Annotated in this window: 11 protein-coding genes; 3 read left to right on the top strand and 8 right to left on the bottom strand. The window is 68.5% G+C overall.

The features are described 5' to 3' along the window. The first annotated feature begins 58 nt into the window (after positions 1 to 58). Positions 59 to 1,762, top strand: coding sequence for a gamma-glutamyltransferase (gene ggt / locus O5I81_RS02060; protein WP_271067279.1), 1,704 nt, complete (start codon positions 59 to 61; stop codon positions 1,760 to 1,762). Positions 1,763 to 1,774: 12 nt separating this feature from the next. Here the strand turns inward: ggt and O5I81_RS02055 are convergent, their stop codons facing one another. From O5I81_RS02055 to O5I81_RS02030, 6 genes are all read right to left on the bottom strand, one after another. Further along, a complete protein-coding gene (locus O5I81_RS02055; protein ID WP_271067278.1) occupies positions 1,775 to 3,082 on the bottom strand; it encodes a hypothetical protein in 1,308 nt (435 codons plus the stop codon). A gap of 19 nt (positions 3,083 to 3,101) precedes the next feature. Further along, on the bottom strand, positions 3,102 to 3,515 hold the full coding sequence (locus O5I81_RS02050; protein ID WP_271067277.1) for a DUF2141 domain-containing protein: 414 nt from the start codon (positions 3,513 to 3,515) through the stop codon (positions 3,102 to 3,104). Positions 3,516 to 3,776: 261 nt separating this feature from the next. After that, complete coding sequence (locus O5I81_RS02045; RefSeq protein ID WP_271067276.1) at positions 3,777 to 4,709, bottom strand: alpha/beta hydrolase; 933 nt, start codon at positions 4,707 to 4,709, stop codon at positions 3,777 to 3,779. Positions 4,710 to 4,718: 9 nt separating this feature from the next. Further along, positions 4,719 to 6,581, bottom strand: coding sequence for an AMP-binding protein (locus tag O5I81_RS02040; protein WP_271067275.1), 1,863 nt, complete (start codon positions 6,579 to 6,581; stop codon positions 4,719 to 4,721). 77 nt (positions 6,582 to 6,658) lie between these two features. Continuing rightward, positions 6,659 to 8,623, bottom strand: a complete 1,965-nt coding sequence (locus O5I81_RS02035; RefSeq protein ID WP_271067274.1) for a beta-propeller domain-containing protein — start codon at positions 8,621 to 8,623, stop codon at positions 6,659 to 6,661. A 60-nt stretch (positions 8,624 to 8,683) separates the two neighbouring features. Continuing rightward, positions 8,684 to 9,649: an alpha/beta hydrolase gene (locus O5I81_RS02030; RefSeq protein WP_271067273.1), complete on the bottom strand. Its 966-nt coding sequence runs from the start codon at positions 9,647 to 9,649 to the stop codon at positions 8,684 to 8,686. A gap of 97 nt (positions 9,650 to 9,746) precedes the next feature. Here O5I81_RS02030 and O5I81_RS02025 point away from each other — a divergent pair, with 97 nt between their 5' ends. Further along, entirely contained in the window at positions 9,747 to 9,923 is a 177-nt protein-coding gene (locus O5I81_RS02025) for an antitoxin (protein WP_271067272.1), read from the top strand. After that, complete coding sequence (locus tag O5I81_RS02020; protein WP_271067271.1) at positions 9,911 to 10,183, top strand: type II toxin-antitoxin system RelE/ParE family toxin; 273 nt, start codon at positions 9,911 to 9,913, stop codon at positions 10,181 to 10,183. Before O5I81_RS02025 ends, O5I81_RS02020 begins: the two co-directional genes overlap by 13 nt. 12 nt (positions 10,184 to 10,195) lie before the next feature. Here the strand turns inward: O5I81_RS02020 and O5I81_RS02015 are convergent, their stop codons facing one another. Both O5I81_RS02015 and O5I81_RS02010 read right to left on the bottom strand, forming a co-directional pair. Continuing rightward, positions 10,196 to 11,752 (bottom strand): long-chain-fatty-acid--CoA ligase, encoded by a 1,557-nt coding sequence (locus O5I81_RS02015; RefSeq protein ID WP_271067270.1) that lies wholly within the window; start codon positions 11,750 to 11,752, stop codon positions 10,196 to 10,198. A gap of 198 nt (positions 11,753 to 11,950) precedes the next feature. Beyond that, positions 11,951 to 13,390, bottom strand: a complete 1,440-nt coding sequence (locus O5I81_RS02010) for an aldehyde dehydrogenase family protein (protein WP_271067269.1) — start codon at positions 13,388 to 13,390, stop codon at positions 11,951 to 11,953. Positions 13,391 to 13,417 lie beyond the last annotated feature (27 nt).

Below are 13,417 nucleotides of genomic sequence, written 5' to 3'. Positions count from 1 at the left end.
CCGGACCGTTGTTGTCCATCGCGGCGGCGTTATGGTGTGACCCGTTGCTGGAGAAGTCATGCGCTCGTTGATCGTCGCCGTCACGGCCCTGTCCCTGTTGCTTCCGGGCTGTTCGACCTTCGCGGCCAAAGCCGAGCCGGTTGCCGCGAACGGCCCCGTGATGGTCGCCGCCGCCAATCCGCTGGCGGTCGAGGCGGGCCTCAATGTGCTCAGGCGCGGCGGCAGCGCCGTCGATGCGGCGGTGACGGTGCAGGCGGTGCTGGGGCTGGTCGAGCCGCAGTCGAGCGGCCTGGGCGGCGGGGCCTTCCTGGTCCACTACGACGCCGAGACCAAGGCGGTCACCACCTACGACGGCCGCGAGACCGCGCCAGCCGGCGCCGATGCGAAGATGTTTCTGGGCCCCGACGGTCGGCCGATGAGCTTCATCCAGGCGGTGCTGAGCGGGCGATCGACCGGCGTGCCCGGCGCCGTCGCCATGCTGCAATACGCCCAGAAGGAACACGGCCGCCTTCCCTGGAACAGCCTGTTCGGCGACGCCGAGCGACTGGCCACCGACGGCTTCAAGGTCAGCCCGCGCATGGCCGGCTTCATCACCTCGATCTATCCGCAGTCGAAGACGCCCGACGCCACGGCCTATTTCACCAGGCCGGACGGCAAGCGTTATGGCGTCGGCGACACCCTGAAGAACCCGGCCTACGCCGAGAGCCTGCGCCTGATCGCGGTGGGCGGCGCCGATGGCCTGCTGAAGGGCCCGCTGGGCGAGGCGATCGTCGCCCGGGTGGCCGCGGAGCCGATGCCGGGATCCCTGACCGCCAGGGACCTGGCCGGCTACAGGCCGCTGAAGAAGAAGGCGCTGTGCTCGACCTACCGCGTCTATCAGGTCTGCACCGCCCCGCCCGCCTCCAGCGGCGTGGTCCTGCTGCAGGCGCTGAAGATCCTGGAGCAGACAGACATCGCCAGCCGGGCCCCGACCGATCCGGTCGCCTGGCTGCAGATCGCCCAGGCCGAGCGGCTGATGTACGCCGACCGCGACCGCTATGTCGGCGACGAGGATTTCGTCTCGGTGCCGGTCAAGGGCCTGCTCAGCGACGGCTATGTGGCGGAGCGGGCCAAACAGATCACCGACCGCTTCGGACCGCCGCCGACGGCGGGGATCCCGCCCGGCGCCAAGGCCCGCGGACCGGACAGGACGCTGGAGCCGGGCGGCACCAGCCATATCGTCATCGTCGATGCCAGGGGCGATGTCGTCTCGATGACCACGACGGTCGAGAGCATCTATGGCTCAGGCCGGATGGTCGGCGGTTTCTTCCTCAACAATCAGCTGACCGACTTCAACTTCGCCCCCAACGATGCGGACGGCGCCCCGGCCGCCAACGCCGTGGCCCCCGGCAAGCGGCCGCGCTCCTCGATGTCGCCGGTCATCATCCTCGACAAACAGGGCCGCTTCGTCGCCGCCGTGGGCAGCCCGGGCGGCAGCGCCATCCTGTCCTACAATCTCAAGACCCTGGTCGGGGTGCTCGACTGGAACCTGACCATGCAGCAGGCCATCGACCTGCCCAACCTCATCGCCAGGGGCGGCAACGTCAGTGGCGAGGCCGAGCGCTTCGCCCCCGGGGTGGTCGCCGGCATGGCCGAGCGGGGCCTCAAGATCCAGGCCATCGGCGGCGAAGACAGCGGCGTGCAGGGCATCATCGTCCGCGAGGGCGGCCGCCTGGAGGGCGGCGCCGATCCCCGCCGTGAGGGTGTGGCCAGGGGGTTCTGATCCCCCTGCCGTCTAGTCGATGTGACCGCCGCCGGTCGGGGCCCCGGGCATCACGGTTCCCTGCGCGGGAACCAGGGTCAGGGGGCGGCCGTCTTTCCAGGCGGCGGTGATGGCCCTGGTGGCGGCCAGGTCCTTGTTCGGATCGGCGGCCAGGGCCAGGAAGTCGGCCTCGCAGCCGACGGTCAGGCAGGACAGCCGACGGCCCGGGAAGATCGACACCTTCGGAGTCTCGATCCACAGCCGCAGCAGGGTCGGGGTGTCGAACACCTTCATGGCGGCGAGGTTGTCGATCTCGGATCGCGAGGTCTGCATGTAGTTGTCCGAGCCGATGGCCAGGCTGACGCCGGCCGCCTTCAGGAGGCGCAGGTTGGCGACCTGCACGGCCTTGATCGGGGCCTTGCGGGCGCGGGGCATGTTGAGATTCTCGGTGATGACCGTGGTGGTCACCACCACCACCCCGCGCCGGGCCGCCTCGCGGGCGTCGGTGGCGGTCAGGCTGTAGGCGGAGGCGGTCTCGCCCGTCTCCCACATGTAGCCCGGCAGGTGATTGATCTCGTCGACGCCACTGGCGACGGCCAGACGGAAGTCGGCGGCGGTTTCGATATGGACGCTGACCTTCAGCCCGCGCCGGTGGGCGGCCTTGATGATCAGCGGATAGAGCTTGGGGTCCAGCCCGCGCACGCCGTAGTGGGCCTTGTCGGCCTTGCGCTCTTCGTAGAATTCAGAATGCAGCAGGTAGGTCTTGATGAACTCCGAGCCCTGGGCCTGGAGCCTGTCCAAGGCCGGCTCGATGTCGGCGACGGTCCGAATGGTGTGGAAAGCGTCGCCCTCGAAGGCCTCGCCCGGCTGCTCCTTGCCGGAGAAGCGGGACAGGAAGCCGTAGAGACGGATGGGGTGTCCGCCCTCTGCGGTCAGACCGCCCATCGAGAATTTGGCGTCCACCGTATCCTGGCGGTTCAGCAGGGCGCGGGTCTCTGCGGTGTAGGCGGCGCGGCTGTTGGGGTTCTTCACATAGAAGACGCCGTTGGCGAGGTACTGGTCGCTGACCATCTTCGCCAGCTGCGGCGCGTCGATGTTGTGGTTGTGCGCCTCTCCGAAGGGCGGAACGACGAAGGCGCCGTTCAGGTCCACCGTCCGGGCGCGCGGGGTCGGCTTCACGAAGACGCCGCCGCGCACATAGTGGTCGCCGGGGACGAAGCCGTCCGGCGTCCACCACATCGCGCCGGTGAAGCGCAGGGTTTCCTCACCTTTTGCGGTCGCGGGACCAACCATCGCCAGTCCCGCCGCCACGGCAATGGCCGTCCATGGTGCCCGTTTCATCGCCCCGCGCTCCCGATGCTTACTGCGGATAGCTGAGGGGAACGGTGACCGAGGCCCCGGCCTCGGGCACGGTGATCTTGACAGCATCGAAGGTCTGGCTGCCCGCCGCGCCGGAATGGCCCCAGCCCTCGGCCGGCTTGCCGTCCTTCATGGTCATCGTCCAATTTGAGTCGGCGTCGTGCATGACCATGACGGCGTAGTCGCCGGGAGGCACATCCTCGACGGTCAGCTGCATCGTGCCGGCCGTGGCCGGGCCCATGGCGCCCTTGGCGCCGACCGGCTTCATGAACTGGTCCTTGCTCTGCAGCGAGACCAGCATCGTGCCGCCCTCGGCCTTGACGCCGGTCAGGGTGACGGCGACGTCGCCAGCGAAGGCGGCGGTGGTGGACAGGGCGCTGAGGGCGCCGGCGATCAACAGGGTCTTGAAGGTCATGGTCTGCTCCCGTGGGCGGGATTGTCCCGCCATCTGCAATGTACTTTGCATTTTAGAGTACACTGTCGTCAAGCGGGGATTTGTGAATTGGGCGTCATGTTGGAGGGTCCGCTCCCAAACCTGTCATCCTCCGGCCGCGTAGCGGACCGGGGGCCCAAGCTGGCTTTGGAAAGACTTTCGGCGGTTTTCACGCGGAGAGTTGTGTCCCCCGGTCCGGGCTTCGCCCGGCCGGAGGATGACAGCTCTTGTTTTGGGTGCGCTTTAGCTCAACGCCGCCTTCAGCTTGGCGGCGGTGTCCTCGATGGCGTCGATCACCGGCGGAGAGACGCTGGCCATGATGAAGAAGTCGTGGACGAAGGACGGGTACTCGATGTGCTCGGACTTCACCCCGGCCGCCGCCATGCGCCCGGCGTAGGCCTTGCCCTCGTCCTTCAGGGGGTCGAAGCCGGCGGTGATGGTGAGGGCCGGCGGCAGGCCGGACAGATCCTCGACATGGGCCGGTTCGGCGCGGCCGGCGTCGGGGTGGCCGATGGCGGCGAAGTGGCCGGCGAACCAGGTCATCACCTCGGCGGTCAGGACGTAGCCGGCGGCCAGGTCCTTGCGGCTCTGGGTGTCCTGCTCCATGGCCGTGGCCGGGTAGAGCAGCAGCTGGAAGGCCAGCCGGTATTTGGCGTCGCCCCGCAGTTCGAGGGCCATGCAGGCGGCGAGGTTGCCGCCGGCGCTGCAGCCGCCGACAGCGATGCGGGCCGGATCGACGCCGATCTGCGCGGCATGGTCGAAGGTCCATTTCGTCGCCGCCAGGGCGTCGTCATGGGCGGCCGGGAAGGGATGCTCCGGCGCCAGGCGGTAGTCGACCGCCAGCACGCGGAGGCCGGAGGCCGCGCAGAGCCGGCGCATGAAGTCGTCATGGGTCTCCAGGTCGCCGATCACGAAACCGCCCCCGTGGAAATAGACCAGGGCGCCGGTGATGGCCGGGGCCTCCTTGGGGACATAGAGCCGGGCTTTGAGGGGACCGGCGCCGCCATCGACCTGGATGTCGCTGACGGCCAGGTCCCTGGGCGCCCCGGCGTCGAGGCCGGCGCGCTGGGCGACGTAGCCCATGCGGATCATCTCGGGCGGCAGGGCGCTGAGCGGCGGCATCTCGATGGCGGCGGCGGCGTCGAGCATGGCGCGGAAGTGGGGGTCTAGGCTCATGGTCTGTCCTTAGAGGGAAACGACGCCCGGCGTGGAGCCGTCGCCATAGAGGGAGGCGACCAGGGCGGCGCGGCGGTCCAGCGTGGCGCGCTGGTTCACATAGCCCTTGTCGGTGATTTCGCCGGCGTCGATCGACGGCGGCTCAGTCATGATGGTGAAGCGGCCGATCCGGCGCGAGAGGCCGCCGGCTGTGGCGTTGAAGGCCTTGAGCTTGTCGGTGAGGATGGCCGTCAGTTTCTCAATCGGCGTGCCCGGCCCTTCGTCGGCCATCAGCGCCTGCATGCCGGCCATCGAGGGCCAGACCAGGGCGCCGATGAAGGGCTTGTCCTGGCCGGCGATCACCGCGTCGAGGATCCAGGGGCTGCAGGCGGCGACGATCTCGGGCCGCAGGGTGCCGACCGACACCCAGGTGCCGCTGTCGAGCTTGAAGTCCTCGGTGACGCGGCCGTCGAACATCAGGCCCTGGGCCGGGTCGTTGTCGTCGATGAACCTGGCGGCGTCGCCCAGCTTGTAGAAGCCTTCCTCGTCGAAGGCGGCGGCGGTCTTCTCGGGATCGCCGAGGTAGCCGCGGGTCACCGTCGGGCCCTTGACCCGCACCTCCAGCTTGGAACCGTTGGGCACCAGCTTCAGCGTGATGCCGGGCAGCGGCAGACCGACCAGACCGACCGTCTCGGTGGCCCAGTGGGTGACGGTGATGCCTTGGGTCTCGGTGGCGCCGTACATGGTGGTCAGCGGCATGCGCTTGCCGGTCTCGGCGATGGCCAGGGCCTGCAGCCGCTCGTTGACGTCATTGCTCAGCGTCGCGCCGCCGTAGCCCATGTAGCGCATGTTCTTGAAGAAGGATTTGCGCAGCACCGGGTCCTTCTCCATGGCGTCGGCCAGCATGCCGAACGCGATGGGGGCCGAGCCGAAGACGACCGGGGAAACTTCGTACAGGTTCTTGATCGTCGTCTCGAACATGCCGGGTAGCGGCTTGCCCTCATCGAGATAGACGGTGCCGGCGGCCCAGAGAACGCCGTTGAAGCTGATGTTGCCGGCGCTGATGTGGCTCCAGGGCATCCACTCCAGGCTCTCGGAGACCTGGTCGGGATCGGGCTCCTCGCTGCGCAGGCCGTCCTGGCCGGCGATGACCCCGGCCATCATGCCGAAGGTCTGGGGCGCCGCCTTGGGCATGCCGGTCGAGCCGGAGGTGAACAGGTATTTGGCGACCGTGTCGTGGTTCAGGGTCTCGCGTGCGGCGTCAACGGCGGGGCCGGCCGGGGTGTCGGTCAGGGCCGACAACGGAATGGCGCCCTCCCCGGTTCCGTCGGCGGTGACGAAGGTCAGGCCGAGGCCTTTGAGGGTTTCAAAGGCGCGGGCGTACATCTCGCCGGACTGGGCGAAGATGACCTTGGGCTTCACAACCTCCACACAATGCTTGAGCTTGGCGTGGTCGGTGGAGATCAGGCTGTAGGCCGGGCTGATCGGCGAGACCGGGATGCCCGCCGTGTAGCAGCCGACCTTGATCAGGGCGTGCTCGAGGCTGTTGGAGGACAGCACCATCACCGAGTCGTCGGCGGTCAGGCCCCGGTCCAGCAACCACTGGGCGATGCCCTCGGCCTTTCGCAGGGCCTCGCCGTAGGTCAGCGTGCGCCAGGGCCCGTGGCCGGGCTCGCGCTGCTTCATCCAGGGGCGGTCAGGATGCTTCTCCGCCTTCTCCTTGAGGAGGTGGGCGATGGAGCGCGGGCCTTCGCCCGGCGCATGGTTCGAACGGATGAGGATAGAGCCGTCCGGGCGACGCTCGACCGAGACGTCGGGGCCCTTCATCGGCAGGTCGGCAAACGGCGTTTGCGACAGGACGGCCGGAGCCGCCGCGCCATCGGCGGGGGTCATGGGCGGTTTCCTCAAGGCGTTTGTTATCGTTGGCGCCTTGAAGACTATGCCTGCCCTTGGGGGAGTCAAACGGCCGTTCAGGGACGCGGCACGGTCACCGGGGGCGGCGCGAAGCTGATGCGGCCGACCTCGCGGATCGCCGGCCCGCGAACATCGCCCTCGACCAGCTCGTAGCCCAGGAGGGCGAACACCCGACCCCGCAGGAAGATGGGCCGGGCGTTGCCGTACCAGTCGACGCAGCTGGCCAGGCAGCCGTCGTCGGCGATGCCCTCGTCGCTGGCGGCCAGCTGGCCCAGCGGCTGGAAACGGTCCTCGGCCCGGCGCAGGAACAGCATGGCGGCCGAGCTCTCGAACAGCTGGTAGTAGGCCGGGCGGGCGGCCCGGCTGACGGGCAGGCCCAGCACGCCCTGCGTGCCGTCGGCGTTGTCGGGGCGGTAGAAGAAACCGTGGCTGCGGCTCTCGGCTTCGGCGGCTCCGCCGAGTCGGTAGCGGTCGCCAGCCTGGGCGCGGCCGCGCAGCAGGATGGTCGAGAACCAGACGGCGTCGGATCCGCTGCCGACCACGACGGCGTCGGGACCCATGAGTTCGATACGATCGACGCTGTGCGGCAGGGTCACCCTGACCACCGGTCCGCCATCGAGCGGGGCGACCAGCAGCAGGCCGTTGTCACCGTCGCGCTCCTCCCAGTCGGCGCCCATGCCGTAGAGCAGATGATCACCAACGAAGCGGTTGTGCAGGGCCCAGCCCTGACCGGGGCTATCCAGGGTGCGATAGAGCCGCGGCCCGGCGATGGCGTGGCCATCGTCGAGCTGGTCCAGGGGCAGGGTCAGCAGGGCGACGGACCGGGATTTACCGCGCTCGGCGCTCCACATGCCGTCGCCCTCGCCATCGCGGGCGACCAGGACGTGCAGCAGCCGGCCTTCGGCCGCCTCGCGGAACGAGAACTGGTCGATGGGCGCGCCGGAGACCTCGATGGCCGTGGGCGCGCCGCCATCCAGCGGCATCCGATAGAGCATGTCGGGGATGGCCTTGCGCCGCGACCAGGTCTGGTCGTGAACCCAGAGATAGACCCCGCCCCTGGCGACATAGAAGGTGCGGGCCGGCGGGCCCAGGACGGCCGTCGCCTGGCAGTCGAAGCGCTCGGCGGCGAGGTCGCAGGTGGTGATGCTGTGGACCATGCTGGCGGCGGCCTTGTTGGCCCGCACCTGCGGCGGGGCATAGACACGGCGGCCGGAGGCGATGCGGCGGAACGCACCCTGCTTGGCCCCGGGGGTCCATTGGCGCAGGGCCGGCAGGGCGGCCAGCGGGTCCTGGCGCGAGCCGGCCGACATGGCCGAGTAGAAGATCAACTTGTTGCCGACCAGGCGGGAGGCGTAGTTGCGGCTGGAGTAGTAGTCGGACGAGTGCAGGGCGTGGGAGTCGATGAAGCTCAGGCGCCCGTCCGGCGACAGGCGGAAGCGGTTGATCTCGGTTCCGCCGCGCGCGTAGCTGTAGCCGACCACGGCCACCCGGTCGCCGGCCACCAGCATCTCGTCGTACCAGGCGTCCGGTTCGGCGCCGGGCGGGAAGGCGTCGATGCGGCTGACCGGGCGCATGCCGCCGCCGGCCGTCGAGACGGTGAACAACCGGCCGCGGCGCAGGATGATCAGGAGGTCGCCCCTGGCCTTGACGATGCCGCCCTCGTCGATGTCGGCTTCCTGGGTGTTGGTGATCCTGTCGGCCGGCTGCTGCGGGGCGGCCATGGCCTCGCCGTTACCGGAAACCTTGGCCGGGCTGGCGGGGGCATCGGCCGGGCCGGCGGCGGCGGAGGTGGTCTCGGACATGACCATCTGCGAGTCGAGCTTCTCGTCCTCGTAGACCGCTTCTTCGGCCCGCTTCTGCTCGTCGAGGAAGGCGGCCAGGGCCTTGTCCGACCCAAAGGCAGCCATGGTCGCGCCAGCCTGGGCCTGGCGCGGGGTCAGGACAGCGAGCGCCGCGATGACGCCGACTGTGGCCGCCAGGCTGAGCAGGACCGCCAGGGTCCGTTTCGCCGCGTCGTCCATTGCATGACCTCCCGCTGTTGCGGTCATCATGAGCGTACAATTGTAAAAATCAAGAGCGGATCAGAGGCCCTTCAGCCAGTCGACCAGCAGCTTCGTCACCGCCTCGGGCTGTTCCTGCTGGGTCCAGTGGCCGCAGCCTTCGAGGACCGTGGCGCCGCGCAGGCCCGGCAGGTGGGGCTTCATGATGTCGATCGGGTTCACGCCGGGGATCATCTTCAGCACCAGGTCGCGGGAGCCGCCGATGAACAGCGATGGCTGCTCGATCTGGCGGTCCTTGAACTGTTGCAGCCACTCGAAGTCGGCGCCGTGGTTGCGATAGCGGCTGAGCGGTCCGAAGAAGCCCGACTGCCTGAACTCGCTGTCGTAGTAGGCGATGTCGGCCTCGGTCAGCCAGGCCGGGAAGGGCTTGGGGTCGGGCAGGCGGTCGAGCAGGGTGGCGCCATGCGGCTTGTCGGCCGGCCAGGTCCCGTCGGGGGCGTCGCCGCTGATGGCGTAGTAGAACTGGCGGATGGTGGCGGCGGGGTCGGCCTCCAGTTCGGCCTCGGCGACGCCGACGTCCTGGAAATAGACCTGGTAGAAGAAGCGGCCGTTGTCGGTGAACACCGCCTTGACGATGTCGAGGAAGTTGGCGGTCGGCACGCCGGTGTAGGGCACCGACAGGCCGGCGACGGCGCTGACGCGGTCGGGGCGGGTGAGCGCCGTGTTCCAGACGATGGGGGCGCCCCAGTCATGGCCGATCAGCACGCCCGTGCCGTCGTCGGACAGGGCCTCGATGACGCCGGCGACGTCGGTGGTGATCTGTTCGAGGCTATAGTCGGCCACCTCCGTCGGCTTGTCGGAGCCGCCGTAGCCGCGCACGTCGATGGCGCAGGCCGTGAAGCCGGCGTCGGCGATCGGACCCATCTGGTGGCGCCAGCTGTACCAGCTCTCCGGGAAGCCATGGACCATGACCACCAGAGGGCCGGAGCCCTGGACGGCGGCGCGCAGCTTGATGCCGTTGGTCTCGATGATGCGGAAGTCAGGCATGGATGTTTCCTCGTTTTCCGCAGGCGATCATGACTTCCCCGCCGTCAGCATAGCCCTCTGACTTCGCGGTCAGGCAGATCGATGCTAGGCTTACGCCATGGACCTTCCCGAGAAGGATCAGGAGCGCATGCTCTCCGAAGAGGAGAGGGCGGAGGCCGCTGCGGAGGCGGACGTCCGTGAGGGCCGGCTTGTGCCGCACGCCAGGGTGCGTGACTGGCTGAAGTCCCTGGTTGCCGGCTCCCCCGAGCCCACGCCCTTTTCGTGGCGCAAGTAGTCTGGACGGACCGGGCGCTGGCCGATGTCGAGGCCATTTATCGATGGATCGCGCACGATCGTCCGCTGGCAGCGCAGAGGATGGCTGAGCGGCTTCTCGCGGCCGGTGATCGGCTCGAGAGCAACCCGCTGAGAGGCCGCGCCATCGCCCGTGGACGACGTGAACTGGTGTTCGTCCGGCCCTACCTGATCCGTTACAGAATCGAGCCAGAGCGCGTTCTGATCCTTGGGGTTCGCCACGGCGCTCGCCGACCCGACTGATCACCGTGAGGCTCACCCCACCATGCGCTCGCGCCCTTCCCAGAACGGCGCCCGCAGTTCGCGGCGCAGCACCTTGCCCGACGGGTTACGGGGCAGGACGTCGATGATGTCGATGGACTTGGGGCATTTGTAGCCGGCGATCAGGCTGCGGCAGTGGGCGATGAGTTCCTCAGGCGTCGCCGTCGCTCCGGCCTTGAAGACCACGATCCCCTTGACCGCCTCGCCCCAGCGCTCGTCCGGCACCCCGACCACGGCGGCGTCGGCGACGGCGGGGTGGCTGAACAGGGCGTTCTCGACCTCGGCCGGATAGACGTTCTCGCCGCCGCTGACGATCATGTCCTTCACCCGGTCGTAGATGTAGAGGTAGCCCTCCTCGTCGAAGTAGCCGGCGTCGCCGGAGCTGAACCAGCCTTCGCCGCAGACGGCCTCGGCGGTGGCGTCGGGGCGGTTCCAGTAGCCCTTCATCACCCCCTTGGCGCGGATCTGCACCTCGCCGACATCGCGCGGGCCGCCGATGCTGCCGTCGGGCTTCTTCACCCGCACCTCGAAGCCCGGCCACGGCCGGCCGCAGCTGCGCAGCTTGTCGCGTTCGGGGGCGTGGTCGGCGGCCGACAGATGGGTGGCGCCGCCGATGGTCTCGGTCAGGCCGTAGAGCTGGTGGAAGTCGCAGCCGAACACAGCCTGGGCCTTGCGCAGGACAGCCTCGGAGATCGGCGAGGCGCCGTAGAAGATGCGTTCGAGGCGGGAGAAGTCGGCCTCGTCGACGCCGGGGGTCTGCAGCAGCATGTTGATGATGGTCGGGGCCAGGAAGGCGTAGTTCACCCCCTGCCCGGGGATCAGCCGGACGATCTCGGCGGGATTGACCTCGCGCAGGATGATCTCGCGCACGCCCTGCAGCAGGCCGAGCAGGCCGCAGTTGACGCCGGCCACATGGAACAGCGGCATGAGGACGAGGTTGGTCTTGCCGGCGTCGTACTTCGCCCAGCCGGCGGTGAGCGCCGTGTCGAACAGGGCGATGTAGTTGGCTTGCGTCAGCTGCACGCCCTTGGGCAGGCCGGTGGTGCCGCTGGTGTAGAGCTGGATGACGTCGTCATCGTCGCGGGGGGTGAGCTTCGGATCGTCCGGATAGTGGCCGCCGATCCAGTCGCGGAAGGCCGGCCAGCGGGGGTGGCCGGGCTCGAACTGCACCAGGCCCTTTATGCTGGGGACGTCGGAGACGATCATGTCGACGACGCCGGCCATGTCCTGGCCGACGACCAGCAGTTTGACGCCGGCGTCCTTGAGGATGAAGGCGATCTCCGGCGGGGCGAGCCGCCAGTTGACCGGGGCCAGGCAGACCCTCGCCTTGATGCAGCCCAGCCAGAGGGCGAAGAAATCATCGTTGTTCCTGGCCAGCACGCCGACCCGGTCGCCGGGTTTCAGGCCCTGGGCGAGCAGCGCCTGGGCGCAGCGGTTGGAGGCTTCGTTCCACTGGGCGAAGGTGATCTCGCGGCCTTCGAACCACAGGGCGACGGCGTCGGGGCGGATCGCGGCCTGCTGGCGCGGGATGTCGGCGACGTTGGTCAGCATGGTTTCCTCAAGGGGGTGCGCCTCTGGCGGGCGGTGTTGGCGCATCTTCGTTCGCGGCGGCCGCTACTGTCGAGAGGCGCAGTGCTCAAACTCTCCCCCCGCTTCACGGGGGGAGAGTTTGATGCTGCATGCTCTCGCCCAAGAAAAAGGCCGCCGGGATTGCTCCCGGCGGCCCAATTCATATCAGAGCTTTGGGCCCTACTCCGCCGCCACTGGCGCCGAATACCCCAGCACGGCCTTGGTTTCGAGGAACTCGCCGAAGGCGTGATCCCCCCACTCCCTGCCATTGCCGCTCATCTTGTAGCCGCCGAAGGGGGCCATCATGTCCGGCGCGGCGCTGTTGATGTTGACCTGGCCGGCGCGCAGCTTGGAGGCCACGGCGCGGATCTTCTCCGGGTCGGCGCCCGAGACATAGGCCGCGAGGCCGTACTCGGTGTCGTTGCCGACCTTCACCGCTTCATCGACGGTGTCGTAGCCGAGGATCGAGACGACCGGGCCGAAGATCTCTTCCTTGGCGATCGACATCTCGTTGGTGACATTGGCGAAGACGGTGGGCTTCACATAGTAGCCCTTGTCCAGGCCTTCCGGCCGGCCGACGCCGCCGGAAACCAGGGTCGCGCCCTCGTCGATGCCCTTCTGGATCAGGGTCTGGATCTTGTTCCACTGCACCTCGGAGACGACCGGGCCCATCTTGGAATTGCCGTTGGGGTCGCCGACGGTGTGGGCTTCGGCGGTGGCCTTGGCGATGGCGATGACCTCGTCCATCTTCTTGGCCGGGACCAGCATGCGGGTCGGCGCATTGCAGCTCTGGCCCGAGTTCATCATCACCGAGCCGACGCCGCCGGCCACGGCCTTGGCGAAGTCAGCGTCCTCCAGGATGATGTTCGGCGACTTGCCGCCCAGTTCCTGGTGCACGCGCTTGACGGTCGGGGCGGCGTTCTTGGCCACCTCGATGCCGGCGCGGGTCGAACCGGTGAACGACACCATGTCGACGCCCGGGTGGCTGGAGATGGCGGCGCCGACGGTGGGGCCGTCGCCGTTGACCATGTTGAACACCCCGGCCGGAACGCCGGCGGCATGCAGAATCTCGGTCCAGATGTAGCCGCTGAACGGGGCCACTTCCGAGGGCTTCAGCACCATGGTGCAGCCGGTGGCCAAGGCCGGCGCGACCTTGCAGGCGATCTGGTTGACCGGCCAGTTCCAGGGGGTGATGAACCCGCAGACGCCGATCGGCTCCTTCACCAGGCGGGTGGTGCCGCGGTCTTCCTCGAACTTGTAGTTCTTCAGCACTTCCACGGCCGTCTGGACGTGGCCGATGCCCATGGCCGCCTGGGCCCGCTGGGCCAGCCACGACGGGGCGCCCATTTCCTCGGTGATGGCCTTGGCCATGTCCTCGTAGCGCTTCTGGTACTCGACAATGATGCGCTCGAGCAGCTCGATGCGCTCTTCGCGGCTCGTCAGGCTGTAGGTCTCGAACGCCTTCTGGGCGGCCTTCACGGCGGCGTCGACGTCGGCTTCCGAGCCCATCGAGATGTGGCCGGCGACCTCTTCGTTGGCCGGGTTGATGACATCGAGGGTCTTCGGGGTGACCGGATCCACCCATTTGCCGTCGATGTAGAATTTCAGATAGTCGCGCATGGCTCGCTCCCTGGCGTTTAGCGTCTC

This window comes from Caulobacter sp. NIBR1757 (genome assembly GCF_027912495.1).
Taxonomy (GTDB): Bacteria; Pseudomonadota; Alphaproteobacteria; order Caulobacterales; family Caulobacteraceae; genus Caulobacter.
Note: the sequence above shows the minus strand (reverse complement) of the source record. Positions and strands in the feature narration are given on the sequence as shown.

Bases quoted from the DNA above. Each gene is read 5' to 3' on its own strand.
- O5I81_RS02035 (WP_271067274.1), bottom strand. From the start codon at position 8,623: ATGGACGACGCGGCGAAACGGACCCTGGCGGTCCTGCTCAGCCTGGCG.
- O5I81_RS02030 (WP_271067273.1), bottom strand. From the start codon at position 9,649: ATGCCTGACTTCCGCATCATCGAGACCAACGGCATCAAGCTGCGCGCC.
- O5I81_RS02045 (WP_271067276.1), bottom strand. From the start codon at position 4,709: ATGAGCCTAGACCCCCACTTCCGCGCCATGCTCGACGCCGCCGCCGCC.
- O5I81_RS02025 (WP_271067272.1), top strand. From the start codon at position 9,747: ATGGACCTTCCCGAGAAGGATCAGGAGCGCATGCTCTCCGAAGAGGAG.
- O5I81_RS02040 (WP_271067275.1), bottom strand. From the start codon at position 6,581: ATGACCCCCGCCGATGGCGCGGCGGCTCCGGCCGTCCTGTCGCAAACG.
- O5I81_RS02050 (WP_271067277.1), bottom strand. From the start codon at position 3,515: ATGACCTTCAAGACCCTGTTGATCGCCGGCGCCCTCAGCGCCCTGTCC.
- O5I81_RS02010 (WP_271067269.1), bottom strand. From the start codon at position 13,390: ATGCGCGACTATCTGAAATTCTACATCGACGGCAAATGGGTGGATCCG.
- O5I81_RS02055 (WP_271067278.1), bottom strand. From the start codon at position 3,082: ATGAAACGGGCACCATGGACGGCCATTGCCGTGGCGGCGGGACTGGCG.
- ggt (WP_271067279.1), top strand. From the start codon at position 59: ATGCGCTCGTTGATCGTCGCCGTCACGGCCCTGTCCCTGTTGCTTCCG.
- O5I81_RS02015 (WP_271067270.1), bottom strand. From the start codon at position 11,752: ATGCTGACCAACGTCGCCGACATCCCGCGCCAGCAGGCCGCGATCCGC.